Here is a 24,492-nt window from a genome sequence, read left to right on the forward strand (position 1 = left end):
GTCAGCGTGGGGCAGGCCGGGTGCCAGCCCACCCCGAAGTCCACCAGCACCGCCTCGCCCGTCTCCTGGCTCACCAGGATGTTGGCCTCCTTCACGTCGCGGTGGATGACGCCCGCCTCGTGCGACACCGCCAGGCCACGCGCCACCTCCAGCGCCCGGTCCATCACCTCGCCCAGCGTGCGCCCGGGCGCCAGTCCCCACGTGTCCAGGGTGGGGCCCTCCACCAGCTCCAGCTTCACCCACAGGTAGCGCGGGTTCTCCAGGGGCCACTGCCCCGCGCCCAGCTGACGCACGAGGTTGGGGTGGTTCAGGCGCGCGCCCAGCGCCATCTCCCGCCAGGCGCGCTCGGCCCGCTCGGGGCCCTGGTCCAGGGGCAGCACCTTGAGGGCGGACACGTAGCCGCTCTGGCTGCGCACCCGGTACACCGTGGCGAAGCCGCCACGCCCCAGCACCCCCTCCACCACGTCCCCACCAATCCGGGTGCCCACCGGCAGCGGCGGCGTGTCATCGGGCGGAAGCAGGGCGGCCACTGCGCCGCGGAGAATGGGGTGCTCGGGGCTGGGGGATGGCGGATGTGTGGACACGCGGGGCCTACCTCGGAGGACTCAACGTAGCAGGTTGAGCGGCCCCCAAGGCACGGGACGCCTGGCGCGCCTCGCCTCGCTTCACTCGTTGACGTCAACGATCATCACACACCCACCCACACCACTCATTGACGTCAACGAGTGGTGTACGGCTGACAGCACTCAGACGCGCGAGTCGCCCTCGAGCGGCTCCTGTCCGGAGACGAGCAGCGCGGTGCGCTGGAGGCGCTCGGTGCTCAGCCGCGAGAGCGCCTCGCGCACCCCGGGCTGCACGAGGATGTGCTTCTCGAAGGACTCCCGGTCCAGCCGCAGCAGCGTGCAGGGCGAGTCCGTGCGCACGCTGGCGGTGGCCGGCAGGCCCAGCATCATGGACAGCTCGCCGAACACGTCGCCCTCGCGCAGCATCGGGTACGGGCTGTCCTTCCCATCCGGGTGGCGGTGCGTCACCCGGCACCGGCCCCGGAGGACCAGGTACAGGGCCTCGCCCCGCTGGCCCTGGTTGAGCAGCGTCCTGCCCGCCGGCTGCGTCTCCATCTGGAAGGACTGGGCCGCGGCCTCGCGCTGCTTGGGCGTGAGCGTGGCGAAGAGCTTGTTGCCGCGCAGCACGTTGGCCAGCAGCCGCTCCTGGTGGAAGGAGCGCAGCACCCGCCCCACCGACGCGTCCCGCTGCACCAGCCGCGCCACCATCGCCCGCGTCAGCTCCAACACCACCGTGCGCTCGGCCGCCACCACGCTCGCCAGCCGGGGACTCTTGGACAGCAGCGCCATCTCCCCGAAGAAGTCCCCCTCCCCCATGGCGGCCACCTTGCGCCGCTGGCCCCCCTCCAACTGCCGCACCACGTCCACCCGCCCTTCCACGATGGCGAACATGGACGTGCCCGCCTCCCCCTCCGTGACGATGGCCACCCCCGCCTCGAAGGTCTTCAGCTCCAACCCCTCCAGCAGCGCCACGAAGGACTCCTGGCCCAGCTGCGAGAAGATCGGAATGCGCGGCAGCGCCGCCAGCGCCTCGGGTTGCGCCGCCTTGGACGGCTCGGGCGCCACCGCCACCGGCACCGTGTGGATCATCCGCGCCGGCTGCTCCATGCGCCGCGCGTACAGCTCCGCCAGCATCCGCTGCGTCCGCCCATGCCTCGGGTCGATCTGCAGGATGACCTTGCACAGCGCGATGGCGCGCAGCAGCCAGCCCTGCTTCGCCCACTCACCGGCCACCCCCGCGTAGGCCTCGATGGCCTCCTGCTTGCGGTTCAGCCGCTGCAGCACCTCCGCCACCTTCTGGCGGCTCGCCAGGTCCTCCGGAGCCACCCCCGCCACGAACCGGTACTCGGCGAGCGCCTCCTCCAGCCTCCCCTCCGCGAAGAGTTGGGCGGCCTTGTCCTTGTGCTCCCGAAGATTCTCGACCATGGCGTGACTCCCTGGATGAACTCCGCGGCTCCTTCCAGGCCCGCGAACATCTCCCTTCTCTCACGGAGCCCCTGACCCGGAAGTGACGCGGTCAACACGCCGGGAGTGAGGTCCGTCACAACGTCATCGAGAAATCGCGCCACTCCAACCGGTAGAGCGTCAGCGCCTTCTCCTTGCCCTTCACCTGGACGGGAGGCAGCTGCTGCACGGGCCACTCCCTCGCGAGCCAGCGCTCGAAGGTCGTCTCGTTCATGCAGATCTCCCCGTCCTTGGCGGCGGAGCACACCCGGCTGGCCACGTTGGTGGCGTCTCCAATGGTGGCGTACTGCACGTACTGCTCGGAGCCGATGTTCCCGGCCGCCACCCGGCCCGTGTTCAGGCCCACGTGGATGTTCAGCTCGGGCCGGCCCTGGGCCCGCCAGCGCGCGTTGAGCTCGGCCAGTGCCCGCTGCATCTCCACCGCGGCGCGCACCGCCCGGTCCGCGTCGTCCGGGTGGGAGAACGGCGCGCCCCACACCGCCATCAGCGCGTCGCCGATGTACTTCTCCAACGTCCCCTCGTGCCGGAAGACGATGTCCGCCATCACCGGGAAGTAGTCGTTGAGCAGATCCACCACCTGCCGGGGCTCCAGAGTGGAGGACAGCGCGGTGAAGCCACTGATGTCCGAGAAGAGGACCGTCACCTCCGTCTCGATGGTCTCCAGCGGGCCGCCCCGGGCCATCTGCAGCTTCTTGAGGGTGGCCGGGGGGAAGAAGCGCAGGTAGACGTTGCGCAGCACCGCCTCCTCCTCGAGCCGCTTGGAGAGGAGCGAGTTGTCGAGCGCGATGGCCGCCTGGTTGGCGAAGGCGGTGAGGAACTCCAGGTCCTCCTCGCTGAAGCCGTTGGGCCGCGAGAGGTTGTCCACGTACAACACGCCGAGCACCTCGTCCCGGGGCTTGAGCGGCGCGCACATGGAGGCCTGGATGGACTGCAGCACCACCGAGGCGGCGTCATCCAGGCGGGGATCCAACCGGGCGTCGGAGAAGAGCGCCGCCACGCTGTGCGAGCGCACGTAGTCGACGATGCGCTGGCTGAAGAACGGGCCCGAGGGGGCCTCGCCGGCCGCGGTCCGGGCCACCCGGGGAACCAGGCGCCCACTGGCCGCATCCACCAGCAGGATGGCCGCCCGGTCCACCTCCATGATTTGGAAGACGAGGTCCAGGATGCGCTCCAGCAGCGCGTCGATGGAGCCGGGCGAGGACAGCAGCTGGCTCACCTTGAGCAACACCTGCAGCTTGTCGGTGGCGCGGTTCTCCCGGTTGGCGTGCCGCACCTTCAGGGCCGAGCCCTCGCCGGGCTCCGAGTGCCGCTCCAGCAGCTCGTCCATGGAGCCGGGAGAGAAGCGCGTGAGGAGCGGCTGCACCTGCGTGGGTGACAGGTCCGCCGGCAGCGGGAGCGCGGAGGACACCAGCTTGAAGCGGACCTCGCCACACCGGAAGGCCTCGCCGCTGCGCAGCTCGTGGCGCTCGACACGGGCCTCGTTGACGAACGTCCCGTTCTTGCTGTTCAGGTCGACGAGGAGGATCCGCTCGCCCTCCCGCTCGAGCCGCGCATGCCGCCGCGACAGGCTCTTGTGGAGCACGCAGATGGTGCTCTCCTCCGTACGGCCGATCGTCACGGAGCCTTCGGGGAGCTCGAACACCTGCTCATCCAGCAGGCCCGGATTCATGATGAGCTGCATAGACATGGGACGTTAACACCCGAGCCCGAGGCGGGGGCTAGCCGATGGAGACGGTCCGATCCGCGCTGGAGACCCGCTGCTCCCTGCGGGCCACGACCTCATGGACACCCAGCTCCGAGCCGCGGCCGGGCAGGTTCCTCGTTCCCACGCCCAGGCAATCGAAGCCCGTCTCCACCCGCGGCAGGAGATGGGCCCCGATGAGGAGCTGATCCTTTCCGGCCTGCTGGGCCAGCCAGGCCGCGGTATTCACCGGCTCCCCGAGCACCGTGTAGTCCAGCCGGCCCAGGCCCCTGGCGCCGATGCTGCCGCAGAGCAGCTCGCCCGAGTCCAGGCCGATGCACAGGCCATGGGCATACGGAGAGGCGTCCCCGGAACGGAAGGCCATGGCGCGCAGCTGCTGGCGGGCCGCCAGACAGGCCTCCAGGGCCCGGCCCAGGTGCCCCTGGCCCCGGAACACCGCCATCACCGAGTCCCCGACGAACTTGTCCACCACCCCGCCCCGCGAGAGCAGCTCCGGGACGATGACCTCGAAGTTCGCGTTCAACCGGCGCACGGCCGCCTCGGGCTGCTCCTGGCGCACCACCGGCGTGAAGTCCTCCAGGTCCAGGAAGGCCACCGTGGCCTCCACCCGCTCGCCTTCCAGCATGTCCGGGCCGCGCATCAGCGGGGTGGCCCGCTCGAGCACGCCGCCGTGCACGAACATCCGCAGCAGCTGGTTCTCCTCCGCCGAGCGCACCATCTGGCGGAACTCCTTCACGTGCTTCAGCGCCTTGACGAGCGTGGCCTCCAGGTCCTGGAAGTCGATGGGCTTGACGAGGAAGTCGAAGGCCCCGCGGTTCATCGCCACGCGGATGTTGCTCATGTCGCTGTAGGCGGAGACCATGATGACCTTGACGAGCGGATTCACCTCGCCCACCCGGGCCAGGAAGGTGAGCCCGTCCATCCTCGGCATGTTGATGTCGGACAGCACGACATCCGTATCCGGGTGCTGGCGCAGCTTCTCCAGCGCGTCCTCGCCATCGCTGGCGAAGATGAACTCGTAGACCTTGTCCCGGATGAGCTTGCGGAAGCGCTGCCGCATCAGCAGCTCCACGTCCGGCTCGTCATCGATGACCAATATCTTCGAGGCGCGCGAGGGGCGGCTGGCCTCCACCAGCGAGGCGAAGGCCGCGGCCAGCTCCCGCGCGGACTGGAAGCGGCGCGTGGGGTCCGCGTCCAGGGCGCGCGAGAAGAAGACATCCACGCCCTGGCCCAGCTCGGGCACCAGGGTGGACGGCGGCTCGGAGAACGGGAGGGTGCCGCCGCGGCCCAGCTCTCCGAGCGCATCCGCGGCGAAGGGGAAGCGGCCGGTGAGCGCCCGGTAGGCCACCACGCCCAGCGACCAGACATCCGTGCGGGAGTCCACCCCGGCCTCGCCCCGCATCTGCTCGGGGCTCATGTAGCGCGGGGTGCCCATCACCCGGCCCGGCTGCTCCGAGACGGCCGCGCCGCCGGCGTCCCACCGCGCCAGCCCGAAGTCGAGCACCTTCACCACCTCGGCGCTGTCCACGCGGGCCAGGAAGAGGTTCGCCGGCTTGAGATCCCTGTGGATGACGCCACAGGCATGCGCGGAAGACAGCGCCCGGGCAATCTGATTGAGCAGCGAGGAGACCACGGCGGGCGACAGCCGGCCCTGCCGCTCCAGGCTCGTCTCGAGATCCTCCCCCTCGAGCAGCTCCATCACGATGAAGGGCGTGTCCCCGTCCACGCCGTAGTCGTGGATCTGCACCACATGCGGGTTGCGCAGCTGCGCGACCGCCTTGGCTTCCTGCTCGAACTGGTGGCGCGCCGAGGAGGAGGTGATGCGCTCGGGCGCCATCAACTTGAGCGCCACCCGCCGCTGCAGCTGGGCGTCGAGCGCCACCCAGATGGCACCCATGCCACCGCCAGCGACCCTGCGCTCCAAGACATACCTGCCGCCAATCCTGCGTCCCGACATAATCCTCGATCCACCTCGGGGGGCCGGGAGTGCCAGTCCCCATTCTCCACATTCGAGAAGCATCATCGCACAAGGACCGGGGATGCGTCGTGCGGCCCGGGATGCACCCCTGGCGCGAATCCCGCGCGAAGATGAGCGGGTCTGGACAAGGAAGCGTGCAGGGCGTCGCTCGACCCTGGCCCGGCCGCGTGGCTCCGTGCAAGATGACTTCCGGGTGGGCAGGTTCCACCAGGAAAGCAGCGAGCCATGTCCTATTCGGAGCTCCTCTCCCAGGTTCCTCTCTTCTCGTCGCTCGGGTCCGACGACCTGGAGCGGCTCTCCGCCAGCCTTCAGCCACGCCGCTACGAGCGGGGGGAGATCATCTTCCACCAGGGCGATGTGGGGACGGACCTCTACATCATCCGCAAGGGCGAGGTGACCATCCGCCTCAGCTCGGCGGATGGGCGGGAGGTCGCCCTGGCCCTGCTGCGGCGGGGAGATGCCTTTGGCGAGCTGGCGCTGCTGGACGAGGCGCCCCGCTCGACGGACGCGGTGGCGCGCGAGGAGACGGCGCTGCTGGCCTTGAACCGCAAGGACTTCCAGAAATTCCTGGAAGAGCGCCCCCAGGTGGTGCCCACGCTGCTGGCCGAGCTGAGCCGGCTGGTGCGGCGCGTCACGCAGACGGTCCACGACGCCAGCTTCCTGGATGCACGCGCCCGGCTGGCGCGCGTGCTGTTGGACCTGGCGCAGCGGCGGGGAGAGCCCGGGAGCGAGGGGGTGTCCATCACCCCCCGGCTCACCCAGACGGAGCTGGCCAACCTGGCCGGGCTCACCCGGGAGAGCACCAACCGGTGGCTGCGCTTCTACGCTCGCGAGGGACTGCTGTCCTACGAGGAGGGGCGCATCACCCTGTTGGAGCCCGACAACCTGCGGCTGAACGTGGAGTGAGTCAGCGCACGTAGCACTGGCGCAGCACGGAGATCATCGCCGCCACGTCCGCCGCGGCGGCCAGCTCGCGGATGGAGTGCATGGACATCATGGGGTTGCCCACGTCCACGGTGCGCATGCCCAGCTCGCCGGCGGAGATGGGGCCGATGGTGCTGCCACAGCCCAGGTCCGTGCGGGTGACGAAGTTCTGCGGCGTCACGCCCGCCTCGCGGCAGCAGAGGGCGAACCAGGCCGCTGTCTCTCCGTCGGTGGCGTAGGACTGGTTGACGTTGGACTTGATGACGGGGCCGCCGCCCAGCACGGGCGCGTGTCTGGGCTCGTGCATGGAGGCGTAGTTGGGGTGCAGCGCGTGCGCCATGTCCGCGGACACCAGGTAGGAGCGCTGGATGGCGCGGTGCAGCGAGTCCCCCCGCCCGTCCGAGTGCGCCAGGGTGATGCGCTCGAGCAGGTCCTTCAGGAAGGGAGACGCGGCGCCCTGGGCACTGACGCTGCCGCACTCCTCGTGGTCGTACAGGATGACGCCGCAGGTGGCCTCGCGCGGCCCGCTCATGGAGAGCAGCGCGGACAGGCCGGCGTGGCTGCTGGCCAGGTTGTCCAGGCGCGGCGCGTGGAGGAACTCGCCAAAGGCGCCGGAGCGGGTGGAGGGCTGCAGATCATAGAGGCACAGGTCGAAGCCGAGGATGTCCGCCGGCTCCACCTGGGCGCCGCTCCGGGCCAGCTCCGCGGAGAGCATGCCCTTGAGGTCCACCGTGCCCGAGCGCTCCAGGGCGAGCACCGGCACCAGGTGCTCCTGGGCGTTGAGCTTGAGGCCGTCGGTGTTGACGGAGCGGTTGAGGTGGATGGCGAGGTTGGGGATGCGCAGCAGGGGGCGGCGGAAGTCCACCAGGTGGTGCGTGAGGCGGCCGTCCTTCGCGCTCACCACGCGGCCGGCGAGCGACAGGTCCCGGTCCATCCAGGTGCTGAAGAGGACGCCGCCGTACACCTCCACGCCCAGCTGGTGGAAGCCGGAGCGCTGCACGAGGGCATTGGGCTTGAGGCGCAGGTTGGGCGAGTCGGTATGGGCACCCACCAGGCGGAAGCCGGCGCGGTCCACCGGCACGGTGCCGAGGTGGAAGGCGGCGATGCTGGTGTCACCCCGGGTGACGTACACCTTCTCCCCGGGTTTCAGGTCCCAGGGCTCGCGCTCATCGAGGGCGCGGTACCCCTGGGCGGTCAGGCGGCGGATCGTCTCGCGCACCGCGTGGTAGGGCGTGGGCGAGGCGTCGATGAAGGCCAACAGGTCATGGGCGGCGGCGTCGGTATCGGAGGGAGTCATCCCCTCCAGGCTAGCGCCGCCGCCGGGCCCCGCCACAGGAAAGGCGAGGCCCTGCCGGGTAGCGGTTAGTGGGGGGCCGCCGAGCCGGGTACGGTGGCCTGCTGGCTGCCCGCGGGCTCCGCGCCCTGGTACACGGCCGGCAACGAGGCCGACACCGCGCCCACGTAGTAGAAGCCGTGGTAGCCATGGCGGTTCTTGCCGCCGAAGAGCTGCACGAAGTAGCGGTCGCCGTTGTCCTCGCCCTTGGTGCGCGTCACCCCGCAGTCCAGCTGCTGCTGCCGGGTCATGGCGCAGATCCACGCCGTGCCGCTGTCGTAGGCGATGTCCAGGGAGTAGACGTGGGGGAACTGCTCCGCCAGGCGCAGGCCCATGGGGCGGTAGTCCGGAGCCCCGGGCAGGCCCTTGACCTGGCGCGGGTGGAGGTTGGCGCTCAGCACCAGCAGCGCCCGCTTCTTCGACCTGCCGGCCACGTCCTGCACCGTCGCCGCCATGGCCTCCTCGCGCGCGTCACCCTGCAGCGCGGGATGATCGAAGGAGAAGACCCTCACGTCCAGCCCCTGGCGGCGCAGCTTGCGCAGGGCCTCGATGAGGTAGACCACGCCCTCGCTGTTGCGGCCGTCCGGGTAGGGGCTGCGCCAGAAGGGGATCTCCATCAGCTTCGCCCAGTCCTGCTCAGTGCCGGCGCTGGCCACGAAGGTCTCCAGCCGCTCCTGGTACACGGCCGGAATCTCCAGGCCCACCGTCACGGGGATGCCCTGGGTGGCCACCTGGCAGGCGCTCTGCGCGAGGAAGTGCGGCACCTGCTGCGTGCCATGCAGCTCGCCCAGCAGCACCACGTTGCCGGCCCGCGCCAGCTTGCCCAGCCCCAGCACGGGCACGCCGCACTCGATGTCGGCCTCCTTCGTCACCACCACGTCGGGGCTCTCGCTGGACTTCTTCGCGTCCTTCTGGAGCGCCGGGGCGATGCTCTTGAACACCTTCCACTCCAGCACCATGTCGCGCGCGGTCTGCTGGGACTCGCCGAGGACGGCGTTGTCGCCATTGACGGTCTGCATCGCCATCTGCCGCGCCACATCGCTGCCCACGCCCAGCGGGTTGTCCTCGGAGCGCGAGTCCACGCCCCACACCAGCTCGGCGCCCGGGGCCTGCAGCGCCTTGTTCATGCTGCGCGACTCGCGGGTGATGATCAGCTTGCAGCGGTTGGAGCCCTCGGGCTTCGCGATGACCATGTAGCGGTGCCAGTAGCCGGCGATCCGCGAGCTCATGAACTCCTCGCGCCACTCCGTCTCCAGCTGGGCCCCGCCCGGGACCTCACGGTAGACGAAGCCCCGGGACGAGAAGTACGTGCGGACCTGCGGCCACACCTCGTCGAGCGGATACTCGTAGATGGCCTCCTCCTCCGGGGCGAAATCCACGAAGCGCCCGGAACAGCCCGCCAGCGCGGCCAGCAACAGCAGACAACCGAAGGCCATCCTTCTCATTCAGTACTTCCTCCTGGGTTCCCGCTCACTTGGAATCGATGGCCCGCGCACTGCCCGGACGCACCGCCGGAGGCGAGGCTGAGACAGCCCCCACGGAGAAGACGCCGTGGAAGCCGGCCTCGCTCGGCTGGTCGAAGAATGACACGAAATACCGGTTCCCGTTGTCCTGCCCCTTCGTGGGCCGCTCGCATCCATTCCTCCCATGGCCTGTCCTACCCGCCCCCACCCTGCCCCAATTCCTCCAGCAGCCGGCGGGCGTTGTAGACCTTGCGCAGCCCCTCGAGGATGCCCTCGCCGTGGACGGACACGGTGCGGTTGGTGGCCTCGTCGAAGCCGTACTCGCCGCCCAGGGACTGCCGGTTGCCGTCGAAGACGACGCCGACGATCTCCGCGTCCTTGTTGAAGATGGGCGAGCCCGAGTTGCCCCCGATGATGTCGTTGCTGCTCACGAAGTTGAACGGCGTCTGGAGGTCCACGCGGGGCTTCGCCTGGAGCCAGCTGGGGGGCAGGCGGAAGGGATCCTCGCCCGTGGCGCGCTCGTAGAGGCCGGCGAGCCGGGTGAGCGGCTCCACCGTCTTCCCCTCCGCCGAGTATCCCTTCACCTGCCCGAAGGACAGACGGAGCGTGAAGGTGGCATCCGGGTAGGTGCCGGTGCCGTAGGCCTCGAAGCGGGCCCGGGCGATGAGCTCCCCGTTCTGATCGATGACGGACTCCACCTCCTCCTCGAAGCGCTCGCGGACGGCGCGGGCCTCGCCATCCAGGGCGCGGACGAGCTCCAGCATGGGATCCTTGGAGGCACGGATGGCCTCCGGGCCGCCCTGGTAGAGCTGGCGGCGCACCTGGGGACTGGCGAGCCGGGAGCCGGAGACCACCTTGCGCGCGAGGGCCTGGGGGGACTGCTTGCCCAGCACCTGTTTCACCACCGGCTCATCCGGCCCGAGCTGCTCGCGCAGCTTCGTCAGGTAGAAGGTGAGCAGCGCCTCCTCCAGCTTGGGGTAGACGGGAGCGGGGCTGAAGAGCTGCTGCTCCAGCTCCGGCTTGCGCGCCTCGGCGAACTCCTCCAGCCGCTGCTCGTTGGGTCTGGGCAGCTCGTCGGCCGAGCGGGCGAGCAGGCGCGCGAAGGCGAAGAGCTCCGAGCCCGAGCCAGCGCCCTGCTCCAGCAGCCGCAGCCGGATGCGCATGGAGCGCAGCGTGTCCGTGGCCCGGGCAATGGGGTCCCACGCCTGGCCATAGCGCTTCTGCCGCTCGGGGTCCGCCTTCACCCACTCGCGCAGCTTCTGCTCCTCGGCGGCCTTCTTGCCGAAGAAGTCCCGGTCCACGAGCGCCTCGCGCCGGCCCACCAGCGACTTGTAGGCGTTCTCGAGGCCGAGCTTGAGGTTGCTGGAGATGCGGGAGTACTCGGGGCCGCGCTGCTGGAACTCGTCGAGCAGTCCGCGCAGCTGGGCGATCTGGAAGAGGCGCTCGGGCAGGGCGTAGTCGCGCTGGTAGAGGAGCTGCTCCACCGTCAGCAGGCGCGAGGTGCCCCCGGGGTTGCCGGCCACGAAGGTCAGCTCGCCCGGCTGCGCGCCCTTCGCGGACCAGCGGAGCCAGTGGTCCACCTTCGCCGGCTTGCCGTCCTGGTACACGCGCACGAAGGACACGTCGTAGTCGTAGCGGGGGAACTCGAAGTTGTCCGGGTCCCCGCCGAAGAAGGCGATGGCCTCCTCGGGGGCGAATACCAGCCGCACGTCCTGGAAGCGCTGGTACTGGTAGAGGTTGTACATGCCGCCCTGGTAGAGCGTCACCACGTCACAGCGGACGTCCGGAGCGGTGGCGCATGCCTTCTCCAGGCGGGCGATCTCCGCCCGCTGCGCGTCGCGGAAGGCCGCGCCCTCCTTGCCCTGGGTGGCCTTCGTCAACTCGCTGGTGACGTCGGTGATCTTCAGCAGCGTGTTGACCTCCATGGCCGGGCACTGGCGCTCCTGGGCCGCGGAGGCGGCGGAGAAGCCCTTCACGATGAAGTCGTTCTGGGGCGTGGAGAGCTGCTGAACGCACTCGCGGACACAGTGGTGGTTGGTCATCACCAGCCCGTTGGGAGACACGAAGCTGGCCGAGCAGCCTCCGGCGATCCTCGCCACGGAGAGCTGGACCCGGGTGAGCCATTCCTGGCTCGGGGAGAAGCCGTAGCGGGCCTTCACGAGGTCGGAGGGGAAGTTGTTGAAGGTCCACATCCCCTCATCGGCCCGGGCGAGCCCGGCGGTGAGCAGGAAGAGGACGGGGAGCAACCGTGTCATGTCGGAGTCTCCTTTGAGCGCGGCTCGCACCGGATTGCTCACCCACCCGGGGAGCCGGGTCAAAGACTCGTGTACAGGAACCGGCCGCATCCGTCCGCCCGGATACGCTCGCGCCGGGAAGGTGACGTCCAGCGGACGGAGCCGGGCTCACGCAACGACAGCGACAACGGCGGCTCCAGCTGGCGGTTCTCGGGAACACTCCGCCCGCTCGTGCGAAGTCGTCGCGTGGTGGCCGGTGATCCCACACGGAGGGCGCATGGATTCACCGGGCGGGCTGGACGATGATGAAGGCACAGCCCCCCGGAGACTCCCGTTGTCCGCCCTGCCCTCCTTCACCCCAGCATCCGCCCCCACCGCCTCCGAGCCCTCCCAGACGCCCGAGCACCTGAGTGGAGCCCGCCGGGCCCTGGTCCTCTTCGTCGTCCAGGGACTCCCCCTGCTCGGCTTCTGCGCGGGGGTGTGGCTCTTCCTGCGCGAGGGCGTCAGCACCTGGGACCTCGGCCTGCTGGGAGGGATGTACCTGCTCACCATGGTGGGCATCGAGGTCGGCTTCCACCGCTACTTCGCGCACCGCACCTTCGAGACGACCCGCTCCCTGAGTGCCCTCTTCCTCATCCTCGGCTCCATGGCGGGACAGGGCTCGGCCCTGCTGTGGAGCGCCGTGCACCGCACGCACCACGCCCATACCGACCAACCGGGAGACCTGCACTCGCCGCTGCTCGGACGGCGAGGCTTCTGGGGCGGGCTCCGCGGCTTCTTCTGGGCCCAGTTCCTCTGGTACCTCGAGGTGCCCGCCATCGGCCGCTTCGGCCGCCTCCTGGACCGCTACCGCGCCTCGCCCGCCGACCTCCTGGCCTCGCGAGAGGAGGACCAGGCCCACCGCATCGCGCGCACCCTCCCCGATCTGCTGCGCGACGAGCCGCTCGTGCGCCTCAACCAGCGCTATGGCACCTGGGTGCTGCTCGGCTTCGCGCTGCCCACCCTCGCCGGAGGCCTCGTCACCGGCTCGTGGGCCGGAGCGCTGCGCGGGCTCGTCTGGGGCGGCCTCGTCCGCTACTACATCGTCCAGCAGGTGACCTTCGCCATCAACTCGGTGGGCCACACGGTGGGTGTCCGCTCGCTGAACAGCCGCGACACCAGCCGCAACAACGTGGTGATGGCGCTGCTGACACTCGGCGCGGGCTGGCACAACAACCACCACGCCTTCCCCGGCTCGGCCCGTGTCGACTTCCGGTGGTGGCAGGTGGACCTCGGCGGCCTGCTCCTCCGCCTGCTCGCTCGCTTCGGGCTCGTCTGGGACCTGCGCGCGCCCTCTCCGGACGCCCTCCTGGCCGCCCGGATGGAGCGCTGAACGACAGCATGGCCACCCGGCCGACGGAGTTCATCCGCGCCCTGGGGTGAGACCCCTCCCCGCCAATCCCTGACGGCAGTGCGCGGGATTCGCGCTCCACGCCACGCGTCCCCGGTCTGTCGTCCGAGAGGCGTTGTGAAGAATTACAGCCCCATGGATTGACATCCATTGCGGCGCCTGGCTGCCCAGCGAGCAGGCATCGGGACACAGTGTTGAGCAGCAAATAAAAGTGATGGATGCTGATTCCGCTCGAATGACAGCCCCATCGGGCGGCCGTCGAGCAGGAGTTGCCGAGCCACGATCCATCCCATGCCTCTCCGGGCGCCGGGGCCGATGAGCCTCGTCTGGCGCGACGGGAGGGCCGCGTCCCGAAGTCTGGTCTGTCATTTCTTCCTGCCGCTGTCTGTCTTCATTCATCGAGAGAACCCATCCGTGAAGAAACTCCTCGTGTTGGCTGAAACCCTGTTCCTCATCGCCGGTGCTGGTTGCGGCGCCCCCGATACCTCCGCCACCGGGGAAGCACTCGAGACCCTCACTACAGCGGCCGACGGGCTGACCGTGCAGAACTGCGTCCCCCTCACCGCGACGTCAGCGATTGCCTCCGGCCATGACGGCAACGTGCCGGACAACACGCGGGATGACCGGCTCGACACGCGCTGGAGCAACCTCGGCAAGGGCTCGTGGATCGACTACGACCTGGGCTCCGACAAGGCCATCTCGGGGGCGGCCATCGCGTGGCACTCGGGCAACCTGCGAACCAACACCTTCACCCTGATGGTGTCCTCGGATGGGGTGAACTACACGCAGGTGTACAGCGGCACGAGCAGCGGCACGACGGCGGCGGCGGAGACGTACACCTTCGCCGCGCGCACCGCGCGCCGCCTGCGCATCTACGTCAACGGCAACAGCGTGAACGACTGGGCCAGCATCTCCGAGGCCCGCGCGTGCGCGGCGCCCGCCGCCTCCACCGTGGTGTGGCGCGGCGACTTCGAGACGGGAGACCGGACCCAGTGGAGCAGCACGCAGATGGTCAGCTCGGACCGGCTGCAGGTGGTGCCCTCGCCGGTGCGGCAGGGCAGCTACGCCCTCAAGGCAACCGTGCGCCAGGGCGATGATCCCATCAACTCCAGCGGCAACCGCAACGAGCTGGTGAAGATGACGCGCGAGCCGGTGGGCTCGGAATACTACTATCGCTTCAACACGATGTTCGCCCCGGACTTCCCCAGCGTGAAGACGTGGCAGCTCTTCGCCCAGTGGCACCACGAGGGCAACAGCGGCTCGCCGCCGGTGGAGTTCTACGTGTATGGCGAGGAGATGCGCCTGAACATCGGCGGAGACCCCGGCGTCATCGTGTGGAAGGCCCCGCTGGTGCGCGGGCAGTGGCAGGACTTCATCTTCCACGTGAAGTGGTCGCCGGATGCCACCGCCGGCTTCGTCGAGCTGTACCACAACGGCCAGCTCGTCCTGCCCAGGCGCTCCATCGCCACCCAGTTCTCCGGGATGCTCAACTACCTGAAGGTGGGCCTGTACCGCAGCGACACCGTCACGCAGACGGGCGTCGTCTACCACGACGGGTGGGTCATGGGCCGCACCCTCTCGGACGTGCTCTGAGCCACCGGGCGCTGGAGCAAGCCAGGCGCCCTATTGCAGTCGTACTTTCAGGCGCTCCTCAGCGGCATTGGGCCGCCCCAGGAGGGAATCGAGCAAGCGCTCCTCGATTCCCTCCTGTTCCCAGACCGCCGCCCGCTCGAGCCCCACACATTCCTCGGGCTCGGCCTCTCGCTCCTTCCCGGCGGTGTCGAAGATGGTGCAGCGGCGGAAGTCTCCCAGATCCTGCATGAACTGAACGACAGGTTCGGTCAAGTGCTCCTCGAGCGCCCTCTCCCCAATGAACTCCCACGCATCGAGAGCCAGGTGGCGGACAGCAATCCTGAAGAGGAGGGGTCTGGACGCAATCCTGTCCAGGTCGGAATCCGGGCTCGTGGTTCTGTAATCGTAGAAGGCCGCATAGGGCGATTCGAGCAGTCTGCCGTAACCAAAGGAGCCGTCGGCGAGCGTCATCCTGACGAATGCGCCCGGGATATGCTTCTTCCTGCCCATCTCTCAATCTCCGGTGTAGGGGTGGAGTTGACCCCAGTGCTTCACGGCTGAGTCGTGGAACAGCCAGCCCAATGGATTGTCCTTCGCCACACCGCGCTGGATGTTCTCGGTCCGATACGGCTCTTGTGTATCGGACTGAGCGCCGCCAAAGGAGTCCATCAACTGCTGCTCTCTTCCACGAATCCGCCAATAAGCAATATCACTGTATCTACTCGCGTACTCGACCGCCGCTCCGACATCGAACTTGTCAAGCAGGGCCTCCTGGAACGCAGGGCTTATGGGTTCATCGTTTTCGGGTCTTCGGTACGTCGAGTGGGCAGGAGCGCGGACCCGAAGCCGTGCGCATGGGGAGGACTTGGGGTTCAACGTACTGGTGCCCGGCTCTCCAGCCCAGCTCGTCCACCCCAATGACTTGCAGCCCCTCCTGCGTGCACCGGACCATCGCGATCACCGATTCCGGAGCAAGCCGATCAGTGATTCCGGGCCAAGCCGATCACCGGTTCCGTAGCAAGCCGATCGCCGATTCCGGAGCAAGCCGCTCACGACAAGATGTCCGGGGGCTAGCCGCCCTCGGGGCGGGGGAAGAGCGACTCCCGGGCCGCGCGATAGATGATCTGCACCGCGGGGTGGTGCAGTCTGCGCTCCACGGTGATCGCGTAGAAGCGCTCGCGCACCTCGTCCAGCCGCCCCACCACCTCGACGCCATACTGCGTCTGGATCTCCTGCTCGATGAAGGTGGGCCCCGGAAACACGCCCGCGCCCAGCTGGCCGAACGCCTTCAGCAGCGCGCTGTCCTGGAACTCTCCCCGGATCCTCGGATGGAGCCCGGCGTCGGCCATCCACTGCGTCAACGCCCGCCGCAGGCCGTTGTTCTCCGCGGGCAGCAGCAGGGGCACCCCGTCCAGGGACCTGGGAAAGTGCCGCCGCAGCCGCTCCGCCAGCTCCTTGCGCGCGAACAACGTCACCCCGCTCTCCCCCAGGAGATGATCGTAGGCCCGCACGTTCGAGTCCGCGGCCACCGGCGCGTCCGACACCACCACGTCCAGGGAATGGGCAGCGAGCTCCGCCAGGAGCCGCTCCTGCGTGTTCTCGTGGCAGACCATCCGCACCTCCTCCTTCATCCCCAACACCGGCGCCAGGATCCGGGAGGCCACCAGCTTCGGCACCGCATCCGTGATGCCCACCATCAAGCGGGTCCTGCGTTGTGAGGAGCGCCCTCGCAACGACTCCTGCAGTTCATGGCCCAGGATGAAGATCTCATCCGCGTACCGGTAGACGTGGGCGCCGCCCTCGGTGAGCACGAGCTTGCCGCCCACCCGCCTGAAGAGCTCCAGCTCCAGCATCTCCTCCAGCGCCTTGAGCTGCTCGCTCACCGTGGGCTGGGCGACACGCAGCTTGCGCGAGGCCGCGGAGACACTGCCCTCGCGGACCACGGTCCAGAAGTACAGCAGGTGGTGGTAGTTCAGCCGGAGCATGGCCGGAGGATATCGGTTTTCCCTATGGGAGAACCATGGATTACCTCGTGGCGGCCGCGCGCCGCGTCTGATTAATCAAGAGCACCCCACAAACCGGGGAATCCAACGCATCCCACATTCGGGCCTGGAGGGCTCATCATGAACACCCATCGTCAAGGCGCGCGCATGTCTTTGTCTGGCATCTCTCCCCTGCTGCTGGCGTTGTGGGCCACGACGGCGTCCGCGCAGGCGCTCGAGAGCGAGGGCTGGAGCTACACGGGCACCTTCGGCCCGGAGCGGTGGGGGGAGCTGCCCGGCAACGGGCTGTGCTCGACGGGACAACAGCAGACCCCCATCCCCCTGTGGAGCCTGACCACCCTGCCGTTGGATCTCTCCGCCCCGTCCTTCTCCTACCAATTCACCCCGGTGAACATGCGCAACACGGGCTCCACGGTGGAGTTCACCTACGAGCCGGGCAGCACCATCCGCTCGCTGGGCACGAACTACCGGCTCGCGCAGTTCCACTTCCACACCCCCAGCGAGCACACGCTGGACGCGGTGAGCTACCCGCTGGAGCTGCACCTGGTGCATGTGGATGCCAGCGGCGCGCCGGCGGTGGTGGTGGGCATGTTCATCAAGCGGGGCGCGGAGAACCAGGCGCTGGCCACCGCCTTCCGCAACCTGCCGCAGAACAAGGGTGACGTGAGCCAGCCGCTCGGCGCGGTCATCAACGCCGAGAACCTGCTGCCCCGCAACCGCACGCACTTCATGTACCCGGGCTCGCTCACCACGCCCCCGTGCACCGAGGGCATCCGTTGGTACGTGATGCGCACGCCCATCGAGATGTCGGACGCGCAGATCGCCGCCTACCAGCAACTGCCGCAGCTCAACCCCTCCGCCCGGCCCCTGCAGCCGGTCAACGGGCGCGTCATCCTCAAGCACCTGGATCTGCTGTAGGCAGCGGCGTGGGCCTCGAGCCCGGCGTTGGAATCCGGGCTCGTTCCACCCACCTCTCTCTGGGTGGAAGTCACAGGGCGGGTAGTATGCACGCTCCCGGCCCTGTGACTGAACCGGGAAGCAACTCTCTCGTTCTGGAAGTGCCTCCCCATGAAGACCCCCACCCCCTTCGTCCTCCCCGCGCTGCTGCTGCTCGCGCTCGCGCCAGCCGCGGTGGCCCAGCCCGCCTACAACGAGGTGCGCCAGAAGTCCTCGCACAACTCCTATCAGCGCGCCGAGGCCCTGCTCGATCAACTCGTGTACCACCGCGTCCGCTCGCTCGAGCTCGACATCCACAATGGCAAGAGCGGCTGGTCCAAGGTGACGGGCAACTGGTTCGTCTACCATACGGACATCATCGACAACGGCACCACCTGCCACCGGCTCTCCGACTGCCTGGACGAGCTGCGCGCCTTCCACCTCGCCAATCCCAACCATGAGGTGGTGACGCTCTGGGTGGACCTCAAGGACGGCTTCGAGTCCGGCCGCATGCCCCAGGACCTGGACAACCGCATCACCGCGCACCTGCCCGCGTCCTGGCTCTTCAAGCCCTCGGACGTGATGGCGGCCTGCCCGGGTGCCACCAGCCTGCAAGCCGCCGTGACGGGGGGCTGTGGCTGGCCCTCCACCTCGGCGCTCGAGGGCCGCTTCATCATCGCCCTCACTGGCGGAGACGTGTCCTCGTCCACCAGCAAGCTCAACACCTACGTGTCCAACGGCTCCACCGCCACCAGCCGCGTGGCCTTCATCGCGCCCGACCTCACCAGCGCGCCGGCCATCGGCTCGAGGAGCTACGCGGTGTTCTTCAACCTGGAGAACGCCAACGCCACCCTGGCCTCCAGCGTGTACCCGGCGGGCTTCATCAGCCGCGTGTGGGGCGTGAACGACTCGGCGTCCTGGAGCCGGGCGGTGTCGGCGAGCGCGAACCACATCGCCACGGACAAGGTGAACTACCACCAGGACACGTGGGCGGTGACGCACAACGGCCTGGGGTGGCCCTTCGGGTGCATCGCGTCCTGGCCGTGCGGCGGTTACCAGGAGGCCGTGGACGTCATCGGCGCCGAGGTGAGCTCCGGGGACATCTGGGGGAGCAGCGACAGCTTCCTGTTCGCCTCCGAGTACAACGGCGCGGTGACGACGACCACCTGGACGGCGGCGGTGGACACGCCCAACAGCCACGTGGACGAGTGGGCCAAGGGGTGCCTCATGGTGCGCGAGAGCACCGCGGCCAATGCGCGCTACTTCGCGGTGTGCCGCCCGGCGGACAGCCAGAAGCCGCGTCTCCAGTACCGCACGAGCACGGGAGGCTCCACGTCCTCGGCCGAGGTGGACATCGTCGCGGCGGACACCGTGGACCAGGAGAGCGTCACGTTCCTGCGTCTCACGGTGCAGTACGACGGGACGCAGACGTGCGCGTGGGGGTACGGCTCGCAGAACGCCTCGACGTGGAAGTTGATCGGCAGCAGGTGCTACTCCGGGCTGCTGGGCCACCAGGGGCTGGCGGCCAGCTCGCACGGCAGCGGCCCGGTGAAACTGCTCTTCGGCAACGTGAAGCGGGGCTCGACGCTCTACCGCCAGGCGTCCTTCCCCTCCAAGGTGGCCGTGGGCGGCGGCGTGAGCGGCTGGCGGCTCTTCGACGGGGTGTTCTGAGCACGTGCGGAGGACGCCGAGCCCTACCGCTCCTGGTTGCCGAGGGAGTACTGGAAGCGCAGCAGCAGGTTGTTCTGGGTCTGCACGGCGCGGACGAACTCGCGGTCGTGGACCACGAGCAGCTGGTAGCTCAACGTCAGCCAGCTCAGGATGCCCACGTTCGCCCGGGCATCGAGCACGAGCCGCACCCGCTCCAGGGGCGTGAGCCCGGCCGCCCCGTTGCTGACGAGCGGCAGCAACGCCGAGGCGCCCAGCTCGTAGCCGAGGCGCCCCTCCTCCAGCCCTCCCCTCATCCGGGTGGCCAGCGCCAGGCCCGCCTGGAACACGGGGCCCACCTCGAGGGCATCCACCTCGGGGGTGTCCTCGCGCTCGAGCATGACGAGGGTCCCCTCGCGCAGCAGCGTCTGGCGCGCCCCCGCGCCCAGCCGCACGTCCCACGTGAGCCCGGGCGAGCCCACGGGCCGGACGGACCACCCCGCGGACTCCTCCAGCGTCAGCGGGCTCAGCCCCGGCGACAGGCGCAGCCGGCTCTGGACGAGCCGCTCGACGGTGCCGTCCCGCCGCTCTATCCGGTAGGGCAGCTCGACGGGGCGCACGTCCTCCGCGGGCAGCAGGTGGGTGAGCAGCCCCCACTGCGCGTACGGCCCCGTCCAGTCCAGCACGCGGTACGCGTAGAGGCTCTCGGCGCGCAGCACGTCGTTGCTCTTGACGAGCTCGGCGGCCGCGGGCGTCCGCGCCCACGCCAGCTCGAGCTGGAGCGAGTTGCTCAGCGCGTGCGGGCCTCGCACGTAGGTGGCCTGGCCGGCCAGGGACGTGCCCACCAGCACCGTGAAGGCATCCGCCTGGCCCACCACGTCGCCACTCTGGATGAGGTTGAGGGTGGCCCCCCACGTCACCCCTCCCCGCCAGCCTCGCGGCTCCTCGCCCGTGGCGGACGGCTGCTGCGCGAGGGCCGGTGTGGCCAGACACGACACGGTCAGGGTGAGGAGGGAGGCGAGCCTCGCCCCGGGCACATGGCGCTTCATCGTCGATTCCTCCCGCATGGGGCACCGCGCGAGGTGCCAGGGTTCTACTGCACGCTCATGTCGGCGCTGGGATCGGACGGCTCGCCCACGGTGCTGGACTTCAGGTGGGCGCCCATGAGCTTCATCAGCTCCTTGCCCTCGGGGGAGTTCCAGTCCTTGAGCAGCTCGGTGGAGACCGTCACCCAGGAGGTGAGGACAGCGCCAGCCCTGGACAGCCGGGTGAGGGCCGTCTCCTCGGACAGCGTGTTGTTGGTGCTGGAGACATCCGCCACCACGTGCACGTCATAGCCGGCGCGCAGCAGATCCAACGTGGTGTGCAGGGTGCAGTTGTCGATGGAGATGCCGCCGATGATGACCTTCTTGCGGCCGGTCTTCTTCAGCCACGCGGCCACCTCGGGGGTGAGGCCGGTGGGGGTGGTGCGGTTGAAGTACTTCGCGTCCCCGGCGTACTGACGCACCTCGGGGTAGAACCTGCCGGCATACGCGCTCTCGTCGCCGAGCACCGCCACGGGCACCTTCTTGTAGATGGAGTGCAGCTTGAGGAAGGCGGTGACGTTGTTGCGGAACTGCTTGCCGGGCACCGTGGTGAGGTAGTCGTCCAATCCGCTCAGGTAGTCGACGTAGAGGATGACGGAGTTGTCCGCGGTGAGCGACTCCAGGTTGGCGTTGCGGCTCTGGGCCTGGGTGGGGACGCTGACGAGCACCAGGGCCGTGAGCGCGAGCAAGGACAGATGACGCATCGTGTTATTCCTCGTGGGGCAATGGGAGGAGCGCCCCGGAGAGGCGCCCCCGTTGAAGGCCCGCCCAAGATGCAGGGAAGCGGACAACGACGAAACCACCAGTGGCGGAACAGTCTGTTACGCGCATGTGCCGAATCGCCCGTGCGCCGCGCCCCGCGTGGAACGAAGGCGGACACCTGTGGCACAACCCGGCGTACACGCGAAGGGGAGCCCCATGGACCGCTCATCCACACTCGGGCTGGACGACATGATGGTGTTCCTGGCCGTGGTGGAGACCGGCAGCTTCACCATCGCCGCCCGGCAGCTGGGCGTGCGCAAGTCCACGGTGAGCCGCCGGGTGAGCGCCCTGGAGGAACGGCTCGGGCTGGAGCTGCTGCAGCGCACCACCCGGCACCTGCGCCTCACCGACGCGGGCGAGCGCTACCATGCCCGCTGCACCCGGATCGCCGCCGAGGCGCATGCCGCGGAGGAGGAGCTGCGCAACGAGCGCGACGTCCCCCGGGGAACGTTGCGCGTGAGCACGGAGCCGCTGCTGGCCGAGCTCCTGTTGCCGGCGCTGCTGAGCCCCTACCTGTCGCGCTACCCGGAGGTGGAGGTGGAGGTCCTCACCTCCTGGGCACGCACCGACGTGATGACCGGGGGCTTCGACCTCAGCCTGCGCGCGGGGCCGCTCGCCGACTCCTCCCTGCGCGTCCGGACCCTCGGCTCCGCGCGCGTGGCGTACTGCGCGAGCCCGTCCTATCTGCGTGAGCACGGCACGCCCCGCACGCCTCGCGAGCTGCGCGAGCACGTCTGTGTCGGCATCACCGAGGCGGGCTCGCCGGTGCTCTGGCCCTTCGCCGGACCGAAGGGGCGGCTGCTCCAGGTTCCGGTGACCACGCGCCTGCGCGTCAACCACTTCCCCCTGGCGTACCGCGCCGTGCTCGACGGCCTGGGCCTGGGCCGCTTCCCGCAGCCCGTGGTGGCCCGGGACGTGGCCGCCGGCCGGCTCGTCGAGCTCCTCACCGGCTACCTCCCTCCCAGCTTCAACGTCCACGCGCTCTACCCGAGCAACCGGCGGCCCCCGCCCAAGGTGCGGGCCTTCCTCCAGCTGCTCACGGAGCACCTCCAGTCACACCCCGGGACGCTGCACGCCCCGCTGCTCCCGGGTCCGGGGCGCAAGGTGGCGGAGGTCTCCTCCCCTCTGGTTGCCATGGCGGGGAAGCCCACGTGACCGCCTCGGGCCGGCGGTTCGTCCAAGCCAGGAGGAGGGAGCAACCCGTGACCCGCCGCTCCTCGCCGCGTACCTCGTAAGATGCGCCCCATGAGAAGGACGTGGGAACAGGTGAAGGACCTCTGGCACCGGGCGCGCGAGCGCTGGTGGGTGCGCCAGGTGATGGACGTCGCGCTGGTGGGGCTCGTCTTCGTGGCGGTGATGGCCTGGCAGACGCGCCATCTCCCCACGGGCGCCCCCGCGCCGGACTTCACCCTGCGCACCCTCTCCGGCTCGCGGGTGCGCCTGTCCGAGCTCCAGGGCAAGCCGGTGGTGCTCGCCTTCTGGGCTCCCTGGTGCGGGGTGTGCGAGGCCGAGTCCTCCACCCTCTCCGCGCTCCAGGGCCTGGTGGGCGGCTCCGCGCACGTGCTGTCCGTCGCGGTGGCCTACGAGGACGAGGAGGACGTGCGCCGCTTCACCCGTGAGCACGCGGTGGACTACCCCGTGCTGCTGGGAAGCGAGGAGCTGCGGCGGGCCTACGGCGTCGAGCAGTTCCCCACCACCTTCTTCGTCTCCCCCGAGGGCCGGCTCGAGCGGGCGGCCGTCGGCTACACCACCCGGCTCGGACTGCTCTGGCGGATGTGGCTGTAGGCCCTTCCCGCTCCGCTCACCTCAGGCTGTCCACGAGGTACCAGAGCAATGCCGTCCCCAGACAGCATGGGACGAGCAGGCTGCCCGCGTCCGAGGCGAACACCCCCGTGCCTTCTCCCGAGGGCAGCAGCAGGACGAGGGCGCCCACCAGCCACGTGAGGCCGAGGCCGAACACGCGCCGCGCGGGCCGCGGGGGCGGGGGCAGGCGCTCGAGGAGCCGTGCCCGGAAGCCGTCGTCGGAGGAGCCCGAGGGCAGTTGCCGCTGGAGCAGCGTGTCCAGCCAGGCCTCGTCATCGCGGACGTTCATGGGACCTCCTCGAGTTGCCGGCGCAGCTTCTCCTTCGCGCGCGCGACATGGGTCTTCAGCGTCCCCACGGGGCAGTCGAGGACGACCGCCGCCTCCTCGTGGGTCAGCTCGTTGGCGTAGGTGAGGACGAGCGCGGCCCGCTCGCGGGGCTTGAGCAGGGCGAGCGCCTTCTCCAGATCGTGCCGCTCCAGGACCCGGTCCGGCAGGGCCAGCTCCGTGCTCCCGGCCTCCAGGGCGGGAGGCTCCAGGGGCGCATCGCGGCTGCCCCGGTCCCGGCTGAAGAAGACGTTGCAGGCGATGCGGTAGAGCCAGGAGGAGAACTTCGCTCCGCCCCGGTACCCCCGCAGCCCCCGGTAGGCGCGCAGGAAGGTCTCCTGCGCCAGATCATCCGCCTGCGCCACGTCTCCCCCCGTCAGCCGGCGCAGCAGCCCGCGCACCGCGGACTGGTGCCGTGCCACCAGCTCGCCAAAGGCGCGCCGGTCGTCACGCACGAGCACCCGGGTGATGAGCTCGGCGTCCGAGGGGGCTTCGGGAAGGGAGGCCATGGGGCAGGAGGACTAGTGCTGGGGCTCCGTCGAGAGCGCGGCCGCCACCGCACCCCGTCCCTGCTGCAGACGCCAGACAATCATGTGTCCCACGCCGATGAGCAGGAGCGTCACCCCCGCCCCCCAGGCCCCCGGCATGTCCGGCAGGGCGCCCAGGAAGATGGCCAGTCCCAGCCCGGAGGTGGACAGGATGATGCCCCGGCGCAAGTCCGAGGGCTTGCGGCGCGGAACCGGCGCGAGCAGCCCCTGGGGAATCTCCGCCCCCTTCTCCACCATCAGCCGCACCGTCTCGTGGAGCTGGCGCGCCCTGCGGTAGCCGGCCACCAGGAACGCCAGGAAGCCCGTCAGCATGCTGCCGAAGAAGGACATGCTGACGATGGCGGTGGTGGGATCGAAGTCGTTCCGCCGCCGCGCCTCGCGCTCCTGGAGGAGATCATAGAGCTGCTGGGAGGAGAGCCGCCCATCCGGGTCGAGCCGCTTCGCTTCCGCCTCGATCTGCTGGATGTCGGACTCCAGCGCCTGCCGCTCGGCATCGAGCTCGCGCTGGCGGGCCTCCAGCTGCTCGCGCTGGGCCTGCAGCTCCGGAGGCAGCGGGGCCTTCACGGTGGAACCCGTGGGAGGAGCGGGCGGGGCAGCAGGCGTCCCGGGCATGGGGGCGGACAGGGCCCGCCCGCCCGCGAGGGTGGCCAGGAGGCACACGGTGAGCAACGAGGTCTTCATGAGGGAGTCCTTCCGTCGGTTTTACGGGCGTTAGGACTCCCGGATCCGATTTCTTGGATTCACCCCGTGTTTTTTTCCG

The 24,492-nt window shown here is 69.5% G+C and carries 21 protein-coding genes; 7 read left to right on the forward strand and 14 right to left on the reverse strand.

The features are described from left to right. The 4 genes from AC16DP_RS11080 to AC16DP_RS11095 form a co-directional block, all read right to left on the reverse strand. Nucleotides 1-584, reverse strand: a 584-nt coding sequence (locus tag AC16DP_RS11080; protein ID WP_483956699.1) for a protein kinase domain-containing protein, incomplete at its 3' end; no start/stop codon positions are given. Between the two features lie 162 nt (nucleotides 585-746). Beyond that, nucleotides 747-1,988, reverse strand: coding sequence for a cyclic nucleotide-binding domain-containing protein (locus AC16DP_RS11085; RefSeq protein WP_329729975.1), 1,242 nt, complete (start codon nucleotides 1,986-1,988; stop codon nucleotides 747-749). Nucleotides 1,989-2,103: 115 nt separating this feature from the next. After that, nucleotides 2,104-3,714 (reverse strand): adenylate/guanylate cyclase domain-containing protein, encoded by a 1,611-nt coding sequence (locus AC16DP_RS11090; RefSeq protein ID WP_329729976.1) that lies wholly within the window; start codon nucleotides 3,712-3,714, stop codon nucleotides 2,104-2,106. A 31-nt stretch (nucleotides 3,715-3,745) separates the two neighbouring features. Then, nucleotides 3,746-5,626 (reverse strand): protein kinase domain-containing protein, encoded by a 1,881-nt coding sequence (locus tag AC16DP_RS11095; RefSeq protein ID WP_329729977.1) that lies wholly within the window; start codon nucleotides 5,624-5,626, stop codon nucleotides 3,746-3,748. A 306-nt stretch (nucleotides 5,627-5,932) separates the two neighbouring features. Here AC16DP_RS11095 and AC16DP_RS11100 point away from each other — a divergent pair, with 306 nt between their 5' ends. Next, nucleotides 5,933-6,613, forward strand: coding sequence for a Crp/Fnr family transcriptional regulator (locus tag AC16DP_RS11100; RefSeq protein ID WP_329729978.1), 681 nt, complete (start codon nucleotides 5,933-5,935; stop codon nucleotides 6,611-6,613). A 1-nt stretch (nucleotide 6,614) separates the two neighbouring features. Here AC16DP_RS11100 and AC16DP_RS11105 read toward each other — a convergent pair whose 3' ends face one another. From AC16DP_RS11105 to AC16DP_RS11115, 3 genes are all read right to left on the reverse strand, one after another. After that, nucleotides 6,615-7,928: a M18 family aminopeptidase gene (locus AC16DP_RS11105; protein ID WP_329729979.1), complete on the reverse strand. Its 1,314-nt coding sequence runs from the start codon at nucleotides 7,926-7,928 to the stop codon at nucleotides 6,615-6,617. Between the two features lie 65 nt (nucleotides 7,929-7,993). Further along, complete coding sequence (locus AC16DP_RS11110; RefSeq protein ID WP_329729980.1) at nucleotides 7,994-9,409, reverse strand: hypothetical protein; 1,416 nt, start codon at nucleotides 9,407-9,409, stop codon at nucleotides 7,994-7,996. Between the two features lie 212 nt (nucleotides 9,410-9,621). After that, nucleotides 9,622-11,682: a S46 family peptidase gene (locus AC16DP_RS11115; protein ID WP_329729981.1), complete on the reverse strand. Its 2,061-nt coding sequence runs from the start codon at nucleotides 11,680-11,682 to the stop codon at nucleotides 9,622-9,624. 313 nt (nucleotides 11,683-11,995) lie between these two features. Here AC16DP_RS11115 and AC16DP_RS11120 point away from each other — a divergent pair, with 313 nt between their 5' ends. Together AC16DP_RS11120 and AC16DP_RS11125 are read left to right on the forward strand one after the other, a co-directional pair. Next, entirely contained in the window at nucleotides 11,996-13,033 is a 1,038-nt protein-coding gene (locus AC16DP_RS11120; protein ID WP_329729982.1) for an acyl-CoA desaturase, read from the forward strand. 432 nt (nucleotides 13,034-13,465) lie between these two features. Then, nucleotides 13,466-14,644 carry a heparin lyase I family protein gene (locus AC16DP_RS11125; RefSeq protein ID WP_329729983.1) on the forward strand — a complete coding sequence of 393 codons (1,179 nt, stop codon included), beginning with the start codon at nucleotides 13,466-13,468 and terminating at the stop codon, nucleotides 14,642-14,644. A gap of 30 nt (nucleotides 14,645-14,674) precedes the next feature. On the opposite strand, the gene AC16DP_RS11130 is transcribed toward AC16DP_RS11125, so the two are convergent. Both AC16DP_RS11130 and nhaR read right to left on the reverse strand, forming a co-directional pair. Next, a complete protein-coding gene (locus AC16DP_RS11130) occupies nucleotides 14,675-15,133 on the reverse strand; it encodes an Imm26 family immunity protein (protein ID WP_329729984.1) in 459 nt (152 codons plus the stop codon). Between the two features lie 560 nt (nucleotides 15,134-15,693). Beyond that, on the reverse strand, nucleotides 15,694-16,608 hold the full coding sequence (nhaR, locus tag AC16DP_RS11135; RefSeq protein WP_329729985.1) for a transcriptional activator NhaR: 915 nt from the start codon (nucleotides 16,606-16,608) through the stop codon (nucleotides 15,694-15,696). Nucleotides 16,609-16,746: 138 nt separating this feature from the next. Here nhaR and AC16DP_RS11140 point away from each other — a divergent pair, with 138 nt between their 5' ends. After that, nucleotides 16,747-17,544 carry a carbonic anhydrase gene (locus tag AC16DP_RS11140; protein ID WP_329729986.1) on the forward strand — a complete coding sequence of 266 codons (798 nt, stop codon included), beginning with the start codon at nucleotides 16,747-16,749 and terminating at the stop codon, nucleotides 17,542-17,544. Between the two features lie 150 nt (nucleotides 17,545-17,694). Continuing rightward, nucleotides 17,695-19,233 (forward strand): Ca2+-dependent phosphoinositide-specific phospholipase C, encoded by a 1,539-nt coding sequence (locus tag AC16DP_RS11145; RefSeq protein WP_329729987.1) that lies wholly within the window; start codon nucleotides 17,695-17,697, stop codon nucleotides 19,231-19,233. 23 nt (nucleotides 19,234-19,256) lie between these two features. Here AC16DP_RS11145 and AC16DP_RS11150 read toward each other — a convergent pair whose 3' ends face one another. Together AC16DP_RS11150 and AC16DP_RS11155 are read right to left on the reverse strand one after the other, a co-directional pair. Beyond that, on the reverse strand, nucleotides 19,257-20,258 hold the full coding sequence (locus tag AC16DP_RS11150) for a hypothetical protein (protein WP_329729988.1): 1,002 nt from the start codon (nucleotides 20,256-20,258) through the stop codon (nucleotides 19,257-19,259). 44 nt (nucleotides 20,259-20,302) lie between these two features. Then, entirely contained in the window at nucleotides 20,303-20,998 is a 696-nt protein-coding gene (locus AC16DP_RS11155; protein ID WP_329729989.1) for an isochorismatase family protein, read from the reverse strand. 214 nt (nucleotides 20,999-21,212) lie between these two features. On the opposite strand from AC16DP_RS11155, the gene AC16DP_RS11160 reads away from it, so the two are divergent. Next, the gene (locus tag AC16DP_RS11160) at nucleotides 21,213-22,211 is read left to right on the forward strand and encodes a LysR family transcriptional regulator (RefSeq protein ID WP_329729990.1); all 999 of its coding nucleotides are present in this window, start codon (nucleotides 21,213-21,215) and stop codon (nucleotides 22,209-22,211) included. A gap of 90 nt (nucleotides 22,212-22,301) precedes the next feature. After that, on the forward strand, nucleotides 22,302-22,841 hold the full coding sequence (locus tag AC16DP_RS11165) for a peroxiredoxin family protein (protein ID WP_329729991.1): 540 nt from the start codon (nucleotides 22,302-22,304) through the stop codon (nucleotides 22,839-22,841). A gap of 16 nt (nucleotides 22,842-22,857) precedes the next feature. Here AC16DP_RS11165 and AC16DP_RS11170 read toward each other — a convergent pair whose 3' ends face one another. Genes AC16DP_RS11170 through AC16DP_RS11180 form a run of 3 tightly spaced genes read right to left on the reverse strand, consistent with a single transcriptional unit; the run spans nucleotide 22,858 to nucleotide 24,413 of the window. Beyond that, a complete protein-coding gene (locus AC16DP_RS11170) occupies nucleotides 22,858-23,148 on the reverse strand; it encodes a hypothetical protein (RefSeq protein WP_329729992.1) in 291 nt (96 codons plus the stop codon). Continuing rightward, a complete protein-coding gene (locus AC16DP_RS11175; RefSeq protein WP_329729993.1) occupies nucleotides 23,145-23,693 on the reverse strand; it encodes an RNA polymerase sigma factor in 549 nt (182 codons plus the stop codon). Before AC16DP_RS11175 ends, AC16DP_RS11170 begins: the two co-directional genes overlap by 4 nt. A gap of 12 nt (nucleotides 23,694-23,705) precedes the next feature. Then, a complete protein-coding gene (locus AC16DP_RS11180; RefSeq protein WP_329729994.1) occupies nucleotides 23,706-24,413 on the reverse strand; it encodes a DUF6249 domain-containing protein in 708 nt (235 codons plus the stop codon). Between the last annotated feature and the right edge of the window lie 79 nt (nucleotides 24,414-24,492).

This window comes from Archangium sp. (assembly GCF_057119385.1).